Origin of the sequence: Rubrobacter tropicus, assembly GCF_011492945.1 — a bacterium.
Lineage (GTDB): Bacteria > Actinomycetota > Rubrobacteria > Rubrobacterales > Rubrobacteraceae > Rubrobacter_D > Rubrobacter_D tropicus.
On record NZ_CP045119.1, the window covers coordinates 2,674,780 to 2,692,602 of the forward strand.

At 66.8% G+C, this 17,823-nt stretch carries 17 protein-coding genes; 5 read left to right on the forward strand and 12 right to left on the reverse strand.

Annotated elements, in window-relative coordinates:
* Window positions 1-86 precede the first annotated feature (86 nt).
* Together GBA63_RS13365 and GBA63_RS13370 are read right to left on the reverse strand one after the other, a co-directional pair.
* Window positions 87-1,127 (reverse strand): hypothetical protein, encoded by a 1,041-nt coding sequence (locus GBA63_RS13365; RefSeq protein WP_166176810.1) that lies wholly within the window; start codon window positions 1,125-1,127, stop codon window positions 87-89.
* A gap of 15 nt (window positions 1,128-1,142) precedes the next feature.
* Window positions 1,143-1,949: a phytanoyl-CoA dioxygenase family protein gene (locus GBA63_RS13370; RefSeq protein WP_166176812.1), complete on the reverse strand. Its 807-nt coding sequence runs from the start codon at window positions 1,947-1,949 to the stop codon at window positions 1,143-1,145.
* Between the two features lie 95 nt (window positions 1,950-2,044).
* Between GBA63_RS13370 and GBA63_RS13375 the strand changes: the two genes are divergently transcribed.
* Window positions 2,045-2,872: a helix-turn-helix domain-containing protein gene (locus GBA63_RS13375; protein WP_166176814.1), complete on the forward strand. Its 828-nt coding sequence runs from the start codon at window positions 2,045-2,047 to the stop codon at window positions 2,870-2,872.
* A 75-nt stretch (window positions 2,873-2,947) separates the two neighbouring features.
* On the opposite strand, the gene GBA63_RS13380 is transcribed toward GBA63_RS13375, so the two are convergent.
* The 4 genes from GBA63_RS13380 to GBA63_RS13395 all read right to left on the reverse strand — a co-directional run bounded on the left by GBA63_RS13380 (window position 2,948) and on the right by GBA63_RS13395 (window position 7,786).
* Window positions 2,948-4,510, reverse strand: a complete 1,563-nt coding sequence (locus GBA63_RS13380) for an MGH1-like glycoside hydrolase domain-containing protein (protein WP_166176816.1) — start codon at window positions 4,508-4,510, stop codon at window positions 2,948-2,950.
* A gap of 13 nt (window positions 4,511-4,523) precedes the next feature.
* Window positions 4,524-5,363 carry a carbohydrate ABC transporter permease gene (locus GBA63_RS13385; RefSeq protein ID WP_407690847.1) on the reverse strand — a complete coding sequence of 280 codons (840 nt, stop codon included), beginning with the start codon at window positions 5,361-5,363 and terminating at the stop codon, window positions 4,524-4,526.
* Window positions 5,364-5,461: 98 nt separating this feature from the next.
* On the reverse strand, window positions 5,462-6,373 hold the full coding sequence (locus tag GBA63_RS13390; protein WP_207956780.1) for a carbohydrate ABC transporter permease: 912 nt from the start codon (window positions 6,371-6,373) through the stop codon (window positions 5,462-5,464).
* An 81-nt stretch (window positions 6,374-6,454) separates the two neighbouring features.
* Complete coding sequence (locus tag GBA63_RS13395) at window positions 6,455-7,786, reverse strand: ABC transporter substrate-binding protein (RefSeq protein WP_166176818.1); 1,332 nt, start codon at window positions 7,784-7,786, stop codon at window positions 6,455-6,457.
* Window positions 7,787-8,109: 323 nt separating this feature from the next.
* On the opposite strand from GBA63_RS13395, the gene GBA63_RS13400 reads away from it, so the two are divergent.
* The 4 genes from GBA63_RS13400 (at window position 8,110) to GBA63_RS13415 (ending at window position 11,893) form a co-directional block, all read left to right on the forward strand.
* A complete protein-coding gene (locus GBA63_RS13400; RefSeq protein WP_166176820.1) occupies window positions 8,110-8,946 on the forward strand; it encodes a helix-turn-helix domain-containing protein in 837 nt (278 codons plus the stop codon).
* Between the two features lie 90 nt (window positions 8,947-9,036).
* Window positions 9,037-9,888 carry a helix-turn-helix transcriptional regulator gene (locus GBA63_RS13405; RefSeq protein ID WP_228282562.1) on the forward strand — a complete coding sequence of 284 codons (852 nt, stop codon included), beginning with the start codon at window positions 9,037-9,039 and terminating at the stop codon, window positions 9,886-9,888.
* A 120-nt stretch (window positions 9,889-10,008) separates the two neighbouring features.
* Window positions 10,009-11,115 (forward strand): phytanoyl-CoA dioxygenase family protein, encoded by a 1,107-nt coding sequence (locus GBA63_RS13410; protein ID WP_166176824.1) that lies wholly within the window; start codon window positions 10,009-10,011, stop codon window positions 11,113-11,115.
* A gap of 184 nt (window positions 11,116-11,299) precedes the next feature.
* Complete coding sequence (locus GBA63_RS13415) at window positions 11,300-11,893, forward strand: YesL family protein (protein WP_166176826.1); 594 nt, start codon at window positions 11,300-11,302, stop codon at window positions 11,891-11,893.
* A gap of 65 nt (window positions 11,894-11,958) precedes the next feature.
* Here the strand turns inward: GBA63_RS13415 and GBA63_RS13420 are convergent, their stop codons facing one another.
* The 6 genes from GBA63_RS13420 to GBA63_RS13445 all read right to left on the reverse strand — a co-directional run bounded on the left by GBA63_RS13420 (window position 11,959) and on the right by GBA63_RS13445 (window position 17,441).
* Window positions 11,959-13,386: a metallophosphoesterase gene (locus tag GBA63_RS13420; RefSeq protein WP_166176828.1), complete on the reverse strand. Its 1,428-nt coding sequence runs from the start codon at window positions 13,384-13,386 to the stop codon at window positions 11,959-11,961.
* 24 nt (window positions 13,387-13,410) lie between these two features.
* Window positions 13,411-14,265, reverse strand: a complete 855-nt coding sequence (locus GBA63_RS13425) for an NAD(P)/FAD-dependent oxidoreductase (RefSeq protein ID WP_323127044.1) — start codon at window positions 14,263-14,265, stop codon at window positions 13,411-13,413.
* A gap of 114 nt (window positions 14,266-14,379) precedes the next feature.
* Window positions 14,380-15,093 carry a response regulator gene (locus tag GBA63_RS13430; protein WP_166176832.1) on the reverse strand — a complete coding sequence of 238 codons (714 nt, stop codon included), beginning with the start codon at window positions 15,091-15,093 and terminating at the stop codon, window positions 14,380-14,382.
* Complete coding sequence (locus tag GBA63_RS13435) at window positions 15,090-15,734, reverse strand: hypothetical protein (protein ID WP_166176834.1); 645 nt, start codon at window positions 15,732-15,734, stop codon at window positions 15,090-15,092. Before GBA63_RS13435 ends, GBA63_RS13430 begins: the two co-directional genes overlap by 4 nt.
* The gene (locus tag GBA63_RS13440) at window positions 15,731-16,165 is read right to left on the reverse strand and encodes a GMC family oxidoreductase (RefSeq protein WP_207956781.1); all 435 of its coding nucleotides are present in this window, start codon (window positions 16,163-16,165) and stop codon (window positions 15,731-15,733) included. The genes GBA63_RS13435 and GBA63_RS13440 overlap by 4 nt, the downstream gene beginning before the upstream one ends.
* Before the next feature lie 46 nt (window positions 16,166-16,211).
* Complete coding sequence (locus GBA63_RS13445; RefSeq protein WP_166176836.1) at window positions 16,212-17,441, reverse strand: GMC family oxidoreductase N-terminal domain-containing protein; 1,230 nt, start codon at window positions 17,439-17,441, stop codon at window positions 16,212-16,214.
* Between the last annotated feature and the right edge of the window lie 382 nt (window positions 17,442-17,823).

The window sequence follows — 17,823 nt, forward strand, 5'->3', positions numbered from 1 at the left end:
GCGACCGAAGGGCCGGCGCGCGTGGCGGGAGGTCGGCGCGAACTCCCTTCGAGTCCTTGCAACGAGGCTCTTTGGCAGGCATGCTCCTACCCTTCTATGCTTCGATTGTCGGCCATGATGGCTTCCGCCACCTCCCAAAGCCGCGGGAGAAACGCCTCGACCCGTTCGCCGCGCCGCTCGAGATCGCCAAACGAGGTTATCCCGAGGTCGGCCAGCAGGCACCGAAATCCGGGGTCGAACGCCTCCTTCGTCTCCGGTGGCGCGTCGTGGTGGAGGACTTTTTGGCACCGCGCGTAGGTGGCGACGATCCAGAACACGGCCTCCCGATGAAGGCCGTGCTCGATCAGCTCCCGGCTCCCGTCGATGGCGACCGGGCGTCCGACGTCGCTGATGTCGGCGGCGAAAAAGAAGGGCGTCTCCACAACCGTCTTTGCCGCGTCGAACGCATCGGCGAGCGAGGCGAGGTGACGCCCTGTCCGCTCCCGGCTCATTCGGGCGCAGCCCAGAAGATCCAGTAGTGACTCGTGGAAGTCCGGGCGGCCGTATTCCGCGAGGAGCTCCCGCACCGCCTCGTACCTCCGCCGCACGGTCGGGTTCTTCAGGCCGGCCGCGAGCAGCACGTTGGCCGTGTTGCCCGTTGCGAACAGCCAGGCGGTTACCCCGTCGTGGAAGGGAGCGCGCCCGTCCAGCGACCGAAGGTGCCTGAATATCTTGCCCCGGACGCCCTCGCAGCGCTTTCTTACCCACCGGCGTTGGGCGTACTCCCCGGACACTGCCCTCTGGAGCTCGGCCAACCGGCCCGACGGGTCCGAGATGATACCCGGAGTCCTGAAGCTCCCCGCCAACTCGGGAAGCCCCAGGATCGTCTCCGGCGACCGGAACTGCTCGTCCGGAAGGTAAGACACTTCTAGCAGCGCCCCCAGGTAGCGGAACTTCCCGGGCCTGGCACTCGATTCGGGGTCCTCGAGGACCACCATCACGTCCACGTCGGAGGTCGCGGGCAGCACCGCGCCCTCGGGCAGCCAGTTGGTCGAGCCGTGGAGGAAGGCGCCGCGGAAGCCCGGAAGCCCGGCGGCTTCCTCGACCACCCACCTCCGCGCCGCGTCCCTGGCATCACCGACGATCATGGGCCAGGATCTCCCCTAGTGCACCCCTGCGTCTTCCGTCCCGCAAGGCCCGCCGCCGACGCTCTCGCCGAGCTTCACCTCTTCTCCGCCCATCGTGAGGATCGGGCGGTACCACTTCGAGATCCTCTCGGAAGACCTCCCAACGTAGTGGCAGATGAAGGAGCGGCGGAAACGGTCCTCCGTCCTGTTTGGCTGCGAGCCGTGAACGAGCTGCCCGTTGAAGAAGAGCACATCCCCCGGTTCCATAACGACCGGCACGGCTTCCAGACCTTCCGGGACGGGGACGAAGTCGCGGGTGAAGGAGACGCCGGTATCGGCCTCCTCGGGGCAGAAGAGGTCGATGTCGTGGGTACCCGGGACGACTTCGAGGCAACCGTTCTCCTCGTCGGCTCGGTCGAGGGCGACCCAGGCGGCGATGCAGGTGCCGGGCTCCACCTTGAGGTAGAAGTTGTCCTGGTGGAGCGCCTGCCCCTTCGCGCCGGCGGGCTTGAAGTACATCATGCTCTGCGCCGCGAGCGGCTCCTCGCCGAAGAGCCCGGTAAGCACTTCACCGATCCGGTCGTCGAGCAGGTAACGGAGCGCCGTCTCGTTTACCCGGTGCGGGTGCATCATGCGCGGGTAGAGCTTGAGCACGTCACCGTCTGCCTCTTCGGGGCTCGCCGGCTCGAAACAGCCGGGGATCGGGCCTCCCGCGTGCATCCGCATGAAGTCGTCCAACAACCCCCGCACCTCTTCCGGCGCGAATAGACCCCTCGACACGAGGTAGCCGTTCTCGTGGAAGCTCCGGGCCTGCTCCGGCTCTGAACGCTGCCTGGTCTCCATGAATCCCTCTCTCCCGCCTTCGTTGCCCGAAATGCTAGCGTCGGAGCCTCCGGGGTTGAATAGTCCCAACGGCTGCAAAGATGTACTATCCTGCTATGAATTCCGACACGGAGCCGGCCCCTGGTCCCTATCCCCCGCCCGGAGTGCTGGTCGCCGGGCACTTCCGGGAGGAGTTTGGCTACAGGGTGCGCCGCCCCGGCGGTTCGGGCAACTGGCTGCTGACTTACACGCTCGGCGGGCGGGGTCTCTTCCGCCAGCCGGGGGCGAGCCTCTCCGCCGGTCCGGGGGACGTGGTCCTGCTGGAGCCCGGCGCCGCGCAGGACTACTCGGTGCCGGAGGGCAATCACTGGGAGTTCGTGTGGGCCCACTTCCAGCCTCGGATGGGGTGGTCGGAGTGGCTGCGGTTACCGGCGGCCGGGGAGGGCCTGTACCTCTCGCGGCTGGAGGACCCGCGGTCCCGCGGGCGCGTGAGGGGCGCGTTCTTCGGGCTGCTCGCCGACGCCCTCCCGGGACGCGGGCTGCAGGAAGAGCTGGCGCTCAACGGTCTCGAAGAGGTGTTGCTCGTCGCCGTGCGGGAGGCGGATAGCGCCGGAGAGCGCGGGATGGACGGGCGCGTGCGGCGGGTCCTGGCCTTGATCTCCGCGGACCCGGCCTCGCGCCACGACGTCCCCTCCCTCGCGCGGGCGGTCGCGCTCTCCCCCTCGCGCCTCGCGCACCTCTTCAAAGAGGAGACAGGCGGCTCGGTGATGGGCACCGTGCTTGCACTCAGGCTGCGTCAGGCGGCGCGGCTGCTCGAGCACACGGCCGGGAGCGTCAAAGACGTCTCGGAGCAGACCGGCTTCGAGTCCCCCTACTACTTTAGCCGCCGGTTCAGGCAGCACTACGGGGTGAGCCCGCGCCAGTACAGGCAGCAGAGGGTGTAGGTTTCGGGCATCAGGTTCTTCTGATATCTGTAGACCGGTGCGTAAGGCCCCTCGATTCGCTGACGACCGAGCTTCCTACGCAGGTGGCTCGGGGTTACCGGGGGCTGCGCCGAGCTTCAGGGTCTTCTTCTCGTTTTGCCACCTGACCGTGATCTCCAGGGGGATGGACGAGTCTGCTTCTATTCGGGGCTCTTCGGCGGTAGAGGTTCTGGGGGCGCAGGAGAGGTTCAGGGAGGCTTGGGGGCCGAACGGGTAGCGCCGGACGCCGTGCCTTTCGAGGAGCCTGACGTCCCAGATCAGGCGGGAGTTCGGAACGTCGGCCCGCAGCCCGAAGACGTACTCGAGGAGGCCCGCGACGGGCGCGAGGCCGCTCCAGCCGACGAAGTCGGGCCTCGCGGGTTCGCCCGGCGCCGCGTCCTCGGGCGCGTAGTTCTCCCAGACGGTGCCGGTCTCACCGAAGACGCGGACCACGTTGTCCAGGTGGTTGCTGGCTATGTCGTGGGTGAGGGCGTGGCAGCCCACACGTTCGAGGCCACGTAAAACCATGTAGTTCGTCGGCGGCCACACGCCGCCGAGCCAGTATCCGCCGTCGGGACGGTACTCTGGGTGATCCGCAGAGATGGAGGGTACCCGGTGCGCGCGACGGAACTCGTCCTTCCTCTCCAGGTGGGCGACGAACCGTTCCAGCCGCTCCTCGGGGACCACGCCGGCGAGGAGCGCCCAGTAGCCGCCGACGGTTTTGAGCTCGGAGAGCGTTCCGTCGGGGAAGGCGTCGTGGTAGAAGGCGGTCTCCTCGTTCCAGAGCCGGTCGTTCGCCGCGCGGGTCAGCCGGTCCCGTTCGTCGCGCAGGTCTCCTACTGCTTCTTCGTGGCCCAGTACCCCGCCCATCTTCACCAGCAAGTCCGCGGAGAGCGTCTGTTGGAGGCAGGCGTCGATCCAGACGAGGTGGGCGTGGTGGAGGATGCGCTCCGGCCAGCCTCGTTCGTCTTCGATCTCCCTCTCGGGGAAGCGGGGCTGGTTGTCCATGCCCGATCCGAGGCCCGTCGTCCAGTACGTGCCGTCGGGCCAGGTGCGGTACCGCCTGAGCCAGCGGTGGTAGGCGACCAGGACGGGGAAAACGCTGGCGAGGCGTTCGCGGTCACCACTCGTCGCGTAATGTTCCCACTCCGTCCAGGGCATCACGTTCGGGCCCGTGCCCGCCGGGTCGAAGCGCTGGAAGCGGTCGCGGCCGTCCTCGACCCCGATCTCCCGGCAGATAAAGCCGTCGGGGTGCTGCTTCGCGTACAGGTTGTCCAGCGTGCGCTGGAAATCGAAGGCGCGGGAGCCGTAGCGGGCGAAGAGCAGGATAAACGCCGAGTCCCACATAAAGAGACAGTCGTTAAAGGCCGTGTCTATGAAGTTCGCGACGAAACCGCTACCGGGCGCGGGCCGGCGGAGGTTCCCGAAAGCCAGCTCCCACGCCTTCCAGTAGCAGGCTATCGAGCGGTCGTGGCCCTCCCAGAAAGGCGCGGGGAGGAGGTCCTTCGCGCCTTCGAACGTTGGCGGGGGAACGTCCTCCGGTTCCATCTCGCGGAAGACGTTCTCCCTGGCAAGCGGCTCCTCCAGGTGCGTGTCGTAGTAGCCGTCGGGGCCTCGCACCGGGAAGGTCGGGCTACTGCTTCATGCCGGTCGTGGCTATGCCTTCGATAATCTGGCGCTGGCCGATGATGTACACGATCAGGACCGGGATTATCGAGATCGCCGACCCGGCCATGAGCAGAGCGAAGTCCGTGGTGTACTGGCCCCGGAAGAAGTTGATGGCGAGCGGCACCGTGTAGTTCTCGACGCTGTTCAGGAAGATAAGCGGCCTGAAGAAGTTGTTCCACTGGAAGAGGAACGTGAAGATCCCGAACGCGGCGAGGGCTGGCCTTATCAGCGGCATGATTATCCGCCAGTAGATAGTCCAGCGGTTCGCCCCGTCCACGATCGCCGCCTCCTCGAGGTCTATCGGTAGGCCTTTTATGAACTGCCGCAGCAGGAAGACGCCGAAGGCGTTGAACAGGGCGTAGGGGATGATGAGCGAGAAGAGCGTGTCTATCAGGCCGAGGTTGCGCATGATTATGTAGAGCGGGATGATCGTCACCTGCTCTGGGACCATAAGCGTGGCCAGGAAGAGCATGAAGAGCGTCTTGCGGAAAGGGAACTCTATGCGGGCGAACGCGTAGGCGGCCATCGAGCACGTGAGCAGGTTCGCCAGCACCACGGTGACGGTCACGATGGCGCTGTTCATGTAGCCGGTGGAGAACGGCACGGAGTTCCAGGCGTTGACGTAGTTCTGGAACACGAACGGGTTGGGGATCCAGTTCGGCGGTATCTGGTAGAGCTGGCCGAGGTCCTTGACCGAGCCAAGGAGCATCCACGCGAAGGGCAGGATCATTATGATCGAGCCCAACGTCACGGCGAGGTACAGCAGCGCCGTCCCGACGAGGCGGGCGCCCCGCCCAGTCTCCACGGGGCCGGAGGCGCTCGCTGGCGGTGAGTTCCGCTCTTCTGCCAGGTTTTCCGGTGTCGTCACGCTTGCCACGGTCTACCTCCTCTCTCGTCTCGGACTCAGTCGTAGTGGACCCAGCGGCGTTGGATCCTGAATTGCAGAAGGGTGAACATCAGGATCAGGGCGAACAGGATCACGGCGACCGCTGAGCTCCTGCCGTAGACGAAGTCCACGAAGGCGAGGTCGCGCAGGTAGGTGACCATCGTGACGGCGGAGTTGGCAGGCCCCCCGTCGAACGTCATGATGAAGACCTGGTCGAAGACCTGGAAAGAGTTGATGATGGCGATGACGAAGATAAAGAACGTGGTCGGGGAGAGGAGCGGCAGCGTGATGCTCCAGAAGATCTGCCACCGGTTCGCCCCGTCTATCTTGGCCGCCTCGTAGAAGACGGCGGGGATGCCCTGCAACCCGGCCAAGAAGATGACTATGTTGAACCCCATGCCGAGCCAGACGCTCATGATCGCTATGGACGGCATGACGTAGTTGGGGTCGAGCATCCACTGCGGGCCCGTCACGCCGAACCACACCTGCAGGTAGGTGTTGATGAGGCCGAAGTCCGGGTTGTACACCCACAGCCACACGACGCCGGCGGAGACGGCGCTGGTGACGACGGGCGCGAAGTAGAGCACGCGGAAGAAGTTCTTGAACCGCAGCTTGTTGAGCGCCAGCGCGGCCATCAGGGAGAGGATGACGGTCGTCGGCACCGTCATGGCCGTGTAGTAGACGGTGTTTGACAGGGCGTTCAAAAAGTCCGGGTTCGTGAGCTCGGTGGCGTAGTTGGAGAGGCCCACGAACGTCCTGTCCCCGAGGCCGTCCCACTCGAGCAGGCTGAGCACCAGCACGTAGCCCAGCGGGTAGAGCACGAACACGAGCACCCCGAAAAGCTGCGGCAGGATAAAGAAATACCCCCACCCGATGTCGCCCCTGCGTTGCCTGCTGAGCTTGCCCGTTGTCTTTACCGCGCTACTCACTTGCGCTCCCCTTCTTCGAGATCCGCCGGTTCAGGAACGTGGGGAGACCCGCGCCTCCCCACCCCAAAGGACCATCCTCGGCTATCCGTTCCTGTTCTCCTCGATCCTCTGGTTGATGGTCTGGGCCGCGCCGTCGAGCGTCGCCTGCACGTCGCCCGGCGCGTTCTTGAGCCAGAGTTCTTTCTCGAAGAGGTCCTGGATGTCCTCGGGGAGGCCGGGCACGGTGAGGTCCGCGTAACCGACGATGCCGGAGTCGCGGACGTCGAGGAAGTACTGGGAGCCTTCGGGATCGCTCCCCTTGGTCACCAGGTCGTCGGCGCCCTGAAGGACGGAGGGAACGGCGTTGCCCGACTCCTGCAGCCTGAAGCTCTGGCCCTCCGGGCCCGTGAAGTTGGTCAGGAACTCGAAGGCCGCCTTCTCGTTCTCGGTCTGGTTGTTCATGACCATGTAAGCCGTGGCGACCCACCCGGGCTCCATGTCGTTGTCCGTGTTCGTCGGGAAAGGAACCACGTCGTACTCGAGGCTTGTGTTCTGCTTGAAGACGGGCAAGACCCACCGGCCCGCCTGCACGAACGCGGCCCGGTTCGAGTTGAACTGGGCGTCCGAGGTCTGCCCCGTCGGCAGGTTCCCGGCGTAGGTGAAGGCCCCGCTCTCGATGTTGTCGTACATCCACTGGAAGGCCTCGACGGACTTCGCATCCTCGTTGAAGACACACGTTTCGCCGTCGAACGGCTTCCCGCCGTTCTGGCGGCACCAGGAGTAGAACCAGTTGATGCCGTTCTCGAACATGAGGCCGTTGGTGTTTCCGGAGGAGGCGACCTGCTCGGACATCTGGAGCAGGACGTCCCACTTCCACTCGCCGCTCTCGTAGATCTGGCGCGGATCGTCGCTGATCCCGGCTTCCTCGAGAACGCCCTTGTTGTACCAGAGGACCGTCGGGTTACAGTCGACGGTGACGCCGTAGATGGTCCCGTCGTCGAGCCTCGCCGGTCCCCACAACCCGTCCGCGAAATCCTCCGGTTTCGCCGCGCTGTTCGGGCCGTTCATGAGCTTGTTGAGCGGCTTTATGGTCTCGTTCTTTATGAACTGGGCGACCCAGATGTCGCCGGCGTAGAACGCGTCGGGGGCGGTCCCGCCGTTGAGCTGGGTCAGGATCTTTGGGTGGTAGTCGTCGTAGATGGGCGTCGGCGTGTAGGTGACCTGGATGTCGGGGTGGTCCTGCATAAACTTGTCGGTGTACTCGCGAAAGCGCGTGGCCTCACCGGAGTTGGCCCACGAGGCCCAGTCGATCTGCGCGCCCGAAGACCCCCCTCCCCCGCACCCGTAGAGGCCAAGCAAGCTTGCCCCGGCAACGCCGGCGCCACCCAACCTCAGGAAATCGCGCCGGGTAAACCGGCCACCCGCTCTTTCCATCGCTATTTGCCCTTTCCCCAGGGGTTGTGTCGAATCCGATTCAATCCTAGCATTATCGTGCATAAACAATCAATTGGGCGTCCCTTCGAAGGGACGAAGACGCATTCGCAGATGGATCTTGTGCCGATAGTACCTTCTCTCTACGAAATCCCCCGAAGACCGGCGGTGGTGCGAGAGACGGCCCGCACGAAGTCTCGACGTGTTCATCAGCACCCATGCCCCCGTTCGCCCTCCTCTCCCCTTACTAGCAGACTACGGTACACGTGCTCTTTCCATAACACTTCCGCGAATCGGGCAACGCGTTCCTGTATCCTAAGATCCCGATGAGGTACGGGAGCGTCGTCGCGGATTTTGGGGAGACGCCCGGGTTCAGGGTGTGGCGCGGGGAGCCGCTGGCGACGATGCCGTTTCACTGGCACGACCAGGTCGAGATCAACTACGCCGTCGGGGGGAGCCTGACTTATCTGCTGGCTGGTTCGCTGGTGCGGGTCCCGCCCGGGAGGCTTGCGGTGTTCTGGGCGGGGACGCCGCACAGCGTCGTTAACAGGACACAAGTCGACGATTTTTACTGGGTCTACGTGCCGCTCGCGTGGGCGCTGCGGCTCGGGTTGCCGAACGCCTTCACCCGGCGCGTGATGTCCGGCGAGTTGGTGGTCGACGCCGATCCGCTCGGGACGGACCCGCCGATGCTCAGCCGCTGGAGCGAGGAGTTGCCCGGCGCCGACGAAGCCCGCACGCGCCTGATCGTCCGCGAGGTCGAGAACCGGCTGATGCGCCTCGCGCTCTCCCAGCCCGGGGCCGCCGAAGACGGGTGCGTCCCCGCCGGAGCCGGCCCGGTGCGCAAGGTCACCGAGATGGCCCGCTTCGTGGCCGAGAACCACGAGGGTCCGCTGCGCCTGTCCGACGTGGCCCGCCACGTCGGGCTTCACCCCAACTACGCGATGGCGCTCTTTCGCAAGCATTACGGGATCACGTTGAGCGCTTACCTGACGCGGCTGCGCGTCTGTCAGGCCCAGTACCTGCTCCTCTCCACCGACCACGACGCCTCGCGCATCGCCTTCGAGGCCGGCTTCGGCTCGATCAGCCGCTTCTACGAGGCCTTCAAGACCGTGAGCGGGACGACCCCGGGAGAATACAGGCTGCTGCCGAAACTCCAGTAGGGGGCATCACGAGGTCCGACAAGGGGCCCGATGGGCCGCGGGGGACTTTCCCGATGCCCGAAACCTGATGCCTGATAACCTTTGATCGAGATGTTCGGCGAATTAGAGCTTTCGCGGCCCAAACTGACCGGCGTCGCCACGTATCCGGCGGGCGCGACCTTCGGGCCGCGGGTGACGCGAGACTACGAGTTCGTGTGGGTGATCGAGGGCGACGTCGAGTACAGCCGCGACGGAACCATCGTACCCGCGGGTCCGGGCTCGATCATCCTCTGCCGCCCCGGCGGAACCGACTCTTTCCGGTGGGACCAGAGCAACCGCACCCGCCACGGCTTCTTCCACTTCGAGGTCCTCTCCCTGCCTGAGGCCTGGCCGCCGCCCGAAGAGTGGCCGCTCGTTAGGCCGCCCGTCGAGGGGGACGTGCTGCGGCCCCTCTTCCGGCACCTGCTCACCTGGGCCGGCAGCGGCGACCCGCTGCTGCTGCGCGCCACGATGGCTCACATGCTGGCGAGCTTCGTGACGGGGGAGATCGCCGGCAACGACGTACCCCGCGAGCCGCTCCCCGACGCCGTCGAACGCGCCCACGCCCACCTCCAGGAACGTCTCGAAGCGGACCCCTCCGCGCCCCTGAGCCTCCCGGATCTCGCCCGCGCGGCCCTCGTCAGCCCCGAACACCTCTGCCGGCTCTTCAAGTCCTCGACCGGCCTCTCCCCCATCGAGACCGTGCGCCTGGCCCGCCTCGACCGGGCGGCCGTCCTGCTGGCCCGCACCAACTTCTCCGTGGCCGAGGTCGGCGCCGCCTGCGGGTTCCCGAACCCCTTCCACTTCTCCCGCCGCTTCAAAGAGGCCTACGGCCAATCCCCCAGTGACCTGCGAAAGAGCATCCAAAACGGCGCGACGCCCCCGACGCCGAGGCTCTCGAGGAGCGTCCCCGAGATCCGGTAAGGTCAAATCCGGGCATGTTTCGGTCAATCCGAACCATTCCCCCTTTGTGCCCGACCTGCCATAGTTTCGGGGTGGGAACCGCAGAAACGGCGGTCGGAGCGAGGAGCAAAGGAGTTTGTTTTGGTCACGGCGGCGAGTGGGTCGAGGGTCGGCACGGAGGGTCAGGACCGTTACCGGGTATCCGTGGAGGAGTACAAGGCGTTCAGGCAGCAGGGTTTCCTCGTGGTTCGGGGGCTCCTCTCTAGAGCGGAGGTCTCGGAATTGAGGGAGCACACGGAGCTCTTAATGGAGGGGCGGCTGCCGGAGCAGACGCGGACCATGGCCGAGAGGGACCCGGGGACCGACACGGGCACGACGGGCCAGTTGCTCGAGGCGCCGCCCGGGCACCTTTCGCCCGAGGAGAAGGCCCAGTACTTCTTGCGGGTCCACATGCTGCACAGGAAGCTGGAGTTGCACGAACGGTACATGCTCCACCCGCGGGTGCTCGACGTGCTCGAAGCATTGATCGGGCCGGACGTGCTGGCGCTCCAGACGATGCTCTTTCTCAAACCGCCCGGCAAGCCGGGGCAGGGCTGGCACCAGGACTCGTACTACATCCCGACCCACCCGGACACCCTCTGCGGCGCGTGGTTCGCCGTCGACGACGCGGACGAGATCAACGGCGCCATGTGGATGGCCTCGGGCAGCCAGCACGAGCCCGTCTATCCGCCCAAGGAGGGCTACGGCCACGGCGACGAGGACCTGATCGGCATCGAGCGGATAAGCGGCGCCAGCGACCCCGACGACGCCCGCAACGACCTCAGCAGGATCGCGGACCGCTACCCGCAACTACTGGCGCCCGTGGAGGCCGGCGACGTGGTCTTTTTCGGCGGCCACGTCCTGCACAGGAGCAAGAAGAATTTCAGCGACGACCGTTTCCGCCGCGCCTTCGTCGGCCACTACTGCAACGCCCGCTCCTTCACCCAGTGGGGCGCGGACCACGGCGACTCGGACCCGCACGCGGCATCCACCGTGGACGACAAGACCGGCATGACCAACGGCTCCCACATCCTCGCCCGCGGCGACACACACCTCCCCTTCGCGAAACCCGCCTTCGGCACCCCCTGCGCCGCCCTCCTGCCCGAAGAGGAACGCCGCCGGGAGAGCCGCTTCGCCGCCGCCATGATGGCCGACATGGACACGGGCGACATGGGCGTAATGCCGAGCGATCCCGAGATCGAACACTAGCGGCTAGCCTGCGGCGAGCCACGCTGTCAGCTATCAGCCGTCAGCTCCTGGTTTGGTGTGCGCGATGGCGGTGGCGTCGGCGGAGAGCGTGTCACGGCCCCTTGATGGGTGCCGATCTCAGCGCCAGGCTCCCACCCGAGCCGAAAAAGCTGATGGCTGACGGCTGATCGCTATAATCGTGGCCATGAACATTCTGGACACCAGGATCTACAGGTGGGCTCAGGCCGCCACGGACTTCTTCCTGCTGAACCTGCTGTGGCTGCTGGCGTGTTTGCCCGTGGTGACGGCCTTCCCCGCCACGGCCGCCATGTTCGGCGTGGTCAGGGACTGGGTGAGGGGGAAAGAGACCGGTGTCTTCGCGACGTTCGTGCAGCGTTTCAGGCAGAACTTCGTCCAGAGCCTGGTGGTGGGCGTTCTGTGGACGCTCTTTGGAGGGGCGCTTTTTCTGGACTTTCTCCTGGCGAACCAGTTGTCCGGCGGGGCGCAGGTCGTAATGCGGTCCCTGCTCGTGCTGGCGACAGTCCTCTACGCCTTTGCCTCCGTCTTTCTCTTCCCCGTCATGGTCCATTACGAGACGAGGTGGACCGCGGTGCCCAAGAACGCTTTGCTGCTCTCCGTCGGCCGGCTCCCGACGACGCTGATATGCCTGGTGACGGTCGCGGCGGCGGCGACGCTGACCTTCATCGTGCCGTTTCTCCTGGTCGTAACCCCCAGCGCCACCGCCTACGCCATCTACCGCCTCTGCGACCGGGAGTTCAGGAGGATAGACGGCTTGTAGGTATCGGAGGTTTGCGGGCGGGGGTTGACCCCGCGTCGCGGATTACCGTTTGTCGGGTAGGAGTGTTACCGGCTTTTGGAGAGCCCTGCGCGGGCCGAGATCCGGGGCTTCGCGCCCGTGTCGGGTTGCTCCGGCAGGCGGCCGAGGATCGCCAACCGCTCCACGGGCCGCAGGCGCCGGGGCGCGGGTTTCGGATGCTCCCAGAGCTCCGCGCGGACCTCGGTATCTTGAAGGTAGACCCGCGCATGGGTCTGCACGAACTTTGGGACGAAGACCGGCGGCCCCCCCAAGCGCGCCGGGATCGGCCGCAGTTGCCTCAGCCAGCAGCCGGAGTTGACGACCACCGCCCCGCTCCCGTTCTCGCGCCGGAGTTCCGACAGCGAGGGGACGTGGGTGTGTCCGGAGACGAAGACGTCTATCTCCCGCCCGCGGATACCGCGTCCCATCGGAGGATGAACCTCAGATAACAGGACGGTCCGGGTCTTTTCCACGGAGTCCCTCACTTCTCCGGGTCGTTCTTCGGCAGGCGGCGCGGTGAACGAGGACCCGAGCCGCGCCGCCGTCCTCCGGATGGCGAGGAAGAAGAGGACGAAGACGGTGGCGAGTAGTAGCGCGTCCCAGGCGATCTCCCCGAACACGACCTGCACCCCGGGCAGCGTACGGTAGCTCTTCCAGAAGGAGAGGGAGCCTTCGCTCGAGACCGCCAGCAGGTAGGCGAGGATCCTGTACACCGCGTACCCCGCGAGCAGCGGCAACAACAGGCGCGTCGCCATCCGGCCGAGCAGGTCGTAGAAGACGCGGCCGGCTATCCACTCGGGAATCGTAGCGAGCGGGAAGACCTTGTTGACTTCCCGCAGATCGAAGCTCCTCGTGATGCGCCCGCCCGTCACGACCCGGCGGACCACGTCGGTTACGACGTGGTCGCCGAAAGGCGTGTCGAGCGGGTCGCCGTAGTCTTTTATGGTGTTCGCGGGGTCGAACTGGTTGCCGTGTTCGCAGTAGACGAGCCGGTCCGGGACGGACTCGAAGCGGGCGGCGTAGGAGAAGGCGAACTCGTCCACCAGCCCTTCCCCGCGCAAGGTGCGCCGGATCTCCCCGTTCCACCAGACCTCGGCGTCGTGGTTGCCCGGCAGGTACACGACGCGCCGGTCCTCACCACCGGCGAAGCTTCGCAGGGCGGAGAAGAGCCCCCGGTACTCGGGGCGCGAGATCGTCGCCGAAGCCCTGTTCTCCCCGCTCGGCGCCTCGCCTATCTGGAGAAAGTCGAAGAAGTCCCCGGCCAGCACCAGATCCACCGGGCCGTCGTGGGCCGCGAGCTCTTCGAGCAGCATCGTAAGCTCTTCCGGCGACTCGAAGATGTCGCGCCCCGGGTCGCCGCCGATGTGGGTATCCGAGAGAAAGACCACCAGCGCGTCGCTGGGGAGCGTCCTGACACGGGCGGGAAGCGAGGCTGTGTCCCGGATAATGGCCTCGGGTTCGGGCCTCTCTTCCACCTGTCTCAACTCCTCACCCGCGGGCTAGATTCGACCAAGGTAATCGTGGACCTGTTGGATGGCGATGGAGCCCTCCCCGACGGCCGAGGCCACCCGCTTGACCGAGCGGTACCTCACATCGCCGGCGGCGAACACGCCCGGCATGCTCGTCTCCAGCAGCAGGGGCGGGCGCTCCAGCGGCCAGCATCCGGGGGACCCCCTCTCGCGCGTCAGGTCGCCGCCGGTGGCGACGAAGCCCTTCTCGCCGCGCTCGATCTCCGCGGGCAGCCAACCCGTCCGCGGTTCGGCCCCGATGAGGACGAAGAGGGCCGAGGCCGGCACGGTCTCCGTCGACCCTGAGGAGACGTCCCCGATGGTGAGGCGTTCGAGCCGCCCCGAACCGCCCCCGCCCGTAACCCTGGACTCCAGGCGCACCCGGACGTTGACGGTCTCTTCTATCTCCCTTACCAGGTAGTCGGACATGCCCTTCTTCAGGGAGCCGCCGCGCACGAGCAGGGTGACGCACGAGGCGTACTTTGAGAGGTACAACGCCGCCTGCCCGGCGGAGTTCGCGCCGCCGACCACGTACACCTCCCTACCCCGCATCGCCGGGGCCTCCGTCGTCGCGGCCCCGTAGAAGACGCCGGCACCGGTCAACGCCTCGAGCTCAGGCACGCCTAGCCGCCGGTAGGAGGCGCCCGTGGCCAGGATGACGGCCTGGCCCGAGACTTCCGTGCCGTCCGAGATGGAGACCACCAGCCGTTCTTGCTTCCGGCATAGACCCGTGGCGCTGCGCAGGAGGCTAAAACTCGCGCCGAAGAGGGACGCCTGGGAGAAGGCCTCCCTGGCCAGCCTCTGGCCGCTGACGCCCCGCGCGAAGCCGAGGTAGTTGCGGATCAGGGAACTGGTCCCCGCCTGCCCCCCACGGCCTCTCCCTCCACTACGAGGGTCGAGAGCCCCTCGGACGCCGCGTAGACCGCCGCGGCCAGCCCCGCGGGCCCCCGCCGACCACGATCAAATCGAAGCTCCGTTCGCTGGGAGGGCCTCGGCGCCCGCGTAGGCGTCGGCGGCCTCCTCGTTGGTGGGGTCGACCAGCACAGTTCCGTCGGGCATAACGAGCACCGGGAGGCTCTGTGCAGCCTGTCCCGTCTCGCGGAGGAGCTCCCCGCCCTCGTCCGAGTCGACGGGGAGGAAGGCGCAGGGGATCAGGTACCGTCCGAAAAGGTCCCTGAGCTCGTGCGTGCGCGGGGACCACCTCTCGCCGACGAGGTGGACCGACGGTTGCGTCCGGGAGCGGCGAGGCCTGCTCCACTCTTCGAGGAGGCCCGTGACTATCTCGTGAAAGGTCTCGTTGGGGGGCGGCCCCGGCTTCGGCTCGAAAAAGTCGATCCGGCCGAGCGCTATGGCCTGCGGGAGCACCGCCCCGCCGCTCCTCTCCGTCCGGGTGGTCAGCAACAACCGTTTGGCCGTCGGGTGACCCTCCCCGACGCGGGTCAGAAACCCCACCCCGTCCGTCCCCCGCAGGTGCTGGTCCGCGAGCACGAGGGCGAGCTCTTCCTCGGCCTCTTCGAGGTGCTCCAAGGCCTCCAACCCGGCCCCGGCGGAATCCCGGAGCACGACGTGGTAGTCCGCGTCGTAGCGTGTGAGGAGTTCGCGCTCGATCCTGCGCATGTCCCCGGGATCGTCACAGACGGCGAGGATCACCGGCCGGCCGGCGCGAGGGATCACCGGCCGCGCCCCCGCAGCCGGCGCACCAGGGGGCCACCGTAGACCTGCCAGAGCGCCCCCAGAAACATGGCGTCGAACCGGCCGATGGCCCGGATCCGGCCGGCCAGGGTGGACCCGGAGGCGCGGAAGGTGGCGAGCTGCCTCAGAAAGTCCTGCGGGAGGATGCGCAGCACGCCCGAGACGACGGTCTCCGCGCCGGGCTCGTCCTCCCCGACGTGCCCGCGCACCACCCTGGTGTACAGGGTCGTGGTGTCGTGCCAGACGTGAAACCCCCGGTCCTTGCGCACGACCTTGAAGCCCGCCAGCGTGAGCGGGTGCCCAACGCCGTCGCGGAAGAAGAGCCGGTAGAGCATCCTCTTGCGTCCGGGTTCGCGGTCGTCCACGAACAGGTTGAAGACGCCCCGCTCCACCGGCAGCCGGCGGCCCCCGAGCGCCTCGCAGCCCACCCAGCCTTCGGCCCGCGCCTCGCGCCGGACGTCCGCCTCGAACCGGTCCAGGTCCTCGATCTGGATGGTGAGACGGAACATGAGGCGCGTCCCACTCTCGCGTCCCCAGCGCGCGCCCAGCCCGTAGTCGTCCTCCCCGAACGAGACGTAACCTTTCATCTCCTCGGTAAAGCTGACGCCGGTGCGGCCGTTCATGCGGCGCCCTTGACGCTTCTATGGATGATGCGGTCCGCGAAGCGGTCCGACACGGCGGCGATGGTCAGACTCGGGTTGGCGCCGACGGGGCCCGGCATCACCGAGCCGTCGGCGACGTAGAGGCCCGGGTAGCCGAAGACCTCGCCGTGGGGGTCCACCACGCCCTCCTCTTCGTGGCGGCCCATCGGGCAGCCGCCCAAGGGATGGACCGTGATCAGGCGGTTGAGGTCCGTGACGATTCGGCCCAGGGATCGTAGCGGGTCGTGCACGAAGCGGGCACCCAAAGCGTCGGAGATCTCCCTGGACGCCTCGCGCACGCGGTCGAAGTAGAGCCCCGATTTGCGGTGCTTCCAGTCTATGTCGAGCCTGCCCGAGCGGAGTTTCATGCGCCCATTGGGCAGGTCCCGGCCCATGCCGAGCAGGGGGAGCACCCCGCGGAGAGCCCCGTGTTGCCGAGCACGTCGGAGAGTTCGACGTTCAGGCGCGGGTCGGCGCTCTCCCGAGATAGTCCCAGATAAAGCGCCGCCTGGTGAGCCGCCAGAGCGAGGCCGGGAGGTTCAGCGTCTGCACCATCCAGGCCAGGTGGTTCGGGAACCCGGCGTCCTCGAGGTAGAAGCCGCGGCCCTCGCCGCCGTCGAGATCGTCGCTCCCCCTGACCGCGCTCGTGATGACGGGCCCGTAGCTCGGGTCGATCACGCGCGGCACCCTCTTTCCCCCGCTCTCCTCGGAGGCCTTGACGGCGAGGGTGAGGTAGTCCCCGTTGCCGCAGAAGCGCGTGCCGAGCAGTTTGCTGACGCGCGGGAAGGCGCTCCGGTTCTTCAGGAGCAGGTAGGTGGAACCTAAAGTGCCGGCAGAGAGGATCAGGCGGTCCGCCGTAAGCTTGCGCGACTCCCCCGGGCCGTCGGAGCCAGGGGAGATCCGGTGCTCCGCGTAGCGCACCGCGTAGCCGCCGGCCCCGCCCCCGCGCGGCTCCATCGACTTGACCTCGCAGCCGGTTCTGAGGTCGGCGCCGAGGCGCTTGGCCTCGGAGAGGTAGTTGTAGTCGAGGGTGTTCTTGGACCCGTAGTTGCACCCGACGTCGCACTCGCCGACGAGCCTGCACGTCTGGCGCGTCCTGCCGTGGAGGTTGGGGCGCTCCTCCCGGATCGGCTCGCCCGGCACCGGCTCCTCGCCCTCGGCGGGGGCGAACGTGACGGCCAAATCGGGAAAGAACGGCTCCATCCCGGCCCTTCTGGCCGCCTCCCTGAACGCCCCGGTCTTCGACGTGCCGCTGTACGGCTCCCTGTCGAAGGGGTACTTCTGGGGCCTGAGCATCCCCTCGACCCGGTCGTAGTGGGGGTCGAGGTCGGCGCGCGTGATAGGCCAGTACTCGTGGCCGCCGCGCCGGAGGTCCTCCCTGACGAACCACCTCTCGTCCTTACGCATCAGGACGTTGGCGTAGATCAAGGAGCCCCCGCCGAGGCCGCTGGCGACGAGGGCGTGGACCCTGTGGAACGACCAGAAGTCGTAGAGGCCGTGCAGGCCCTCGCTCGGGTCCCAGAAGTTCTCGTGCATCTTGTAGGGGCTGCGGGGAAAAGAGCCCGGCGGATACGCCTTGCCCCGCTCCAGCAGGCACACCCGCAAACCCGCCTCGGCCAGCCGGTAGGCCATCACCGATCCGCCGAAGCCGCTTCCCACGATGATGGCGTCGAAATGGGTGTCTTCCATTGAATCCCCCCGCTGGTCTTCTATTGACGTCGGCTCCGGCTACGCCTGGGCCGTGCGGCGTGCGATCTGCATTGCAGTTTACCGGGAGGCGTAGCCCGCTCCTACCCGCCGCCGTCCCGGCCTCGGACCACCAACTCAAGCGTTTGCACAGGCGTCTTACGCGGGCCTGCTGCAACGTCCTCACCCCGGTAAGGACGGCAGCGGGAACAAAGACGACCTGCATGAGCGAGACGAACGCTTCGTCACCGCGCATCGAAGTATAGACGAATACGCCGATCAGCCAACCGCCCAGAGGGTGCTTCTATCGCAAGAAGACCCGCGTCGTCTTGCTCCCGCTCCTCATCGCTTTCGTCTCTCCTCGTGGTCCGGGCTACGGGCGCCC

Excerpts from the sequence above, each read along its gene's own strand:
- GBA63_RS13365 (WP_166176810.1), bottom strand. The coding sequence starts at position 1,127 with ATGATCGTCGGTGATGCCAGGGACGCGGCGCGGAGGTGGGTGGTCGAG.
- GBA63_RS13370 (WP_166176812.1), bottom strand. The coding sequence starts at position 1,949 with ATGGAGACCAGGCAGCGTTCAGAGCCGGAGCAGGCCCGGAGCTTCCAC.
- GBA63_RS13375 (WP_166176814.1), top strand. The coding sequence starts at position 2,045 with ATGAATTCCGACACGGAGCCGGCCCCTGGTCCCTATCCCCCGCCCGGA.
- GBA63_RS13395 (WP_166176818.1), bottom strand. The coding sequence starts at position 7,786 with ATGGAAAGAGCGGGTGGCCGGTTTACCCGGCGCGATTTCCTGAGGTTG.
- GBA63_RS13400 (WP_166176820.1), top strand. The coding sequence starts at position 8,110 with ATGAGGTACGGGAGCGTCGTCGCGGATTTTGGGGAGACGCCCGGGTTC.
- GBA63_RS13405 (WP_228282562.1), top strand. The coding sequence starts at position 9,037 with ATGTTCGGCGAATTAGAGCTTTCGCGGCCCAAACTGACCGGCGTCGCC.
- GBA63_RS13415 (WP_166176826.1), top strand. The coding sequence starts at position 11,300 with ATGAACATTCTGGACACCAGGATCTACAGGTGGGCTCAGGCCGCCACG.
- GBA63_RS13435 (WP_166176834.1), bottom strand. The coding sequence starts at position 15,734 with ATGAACGGCCGCACCGGCGTCAGCTTTACCGAGGAGATGAAAGGTTAC.
- GBA63_RS13445 (WP_166176836.1), bottom strand. The coding sequence starts at position 17,441 with ATGGAAGACACCCATTTCGACGCCATCATCGTGGGAAGCGGCTTCGGC.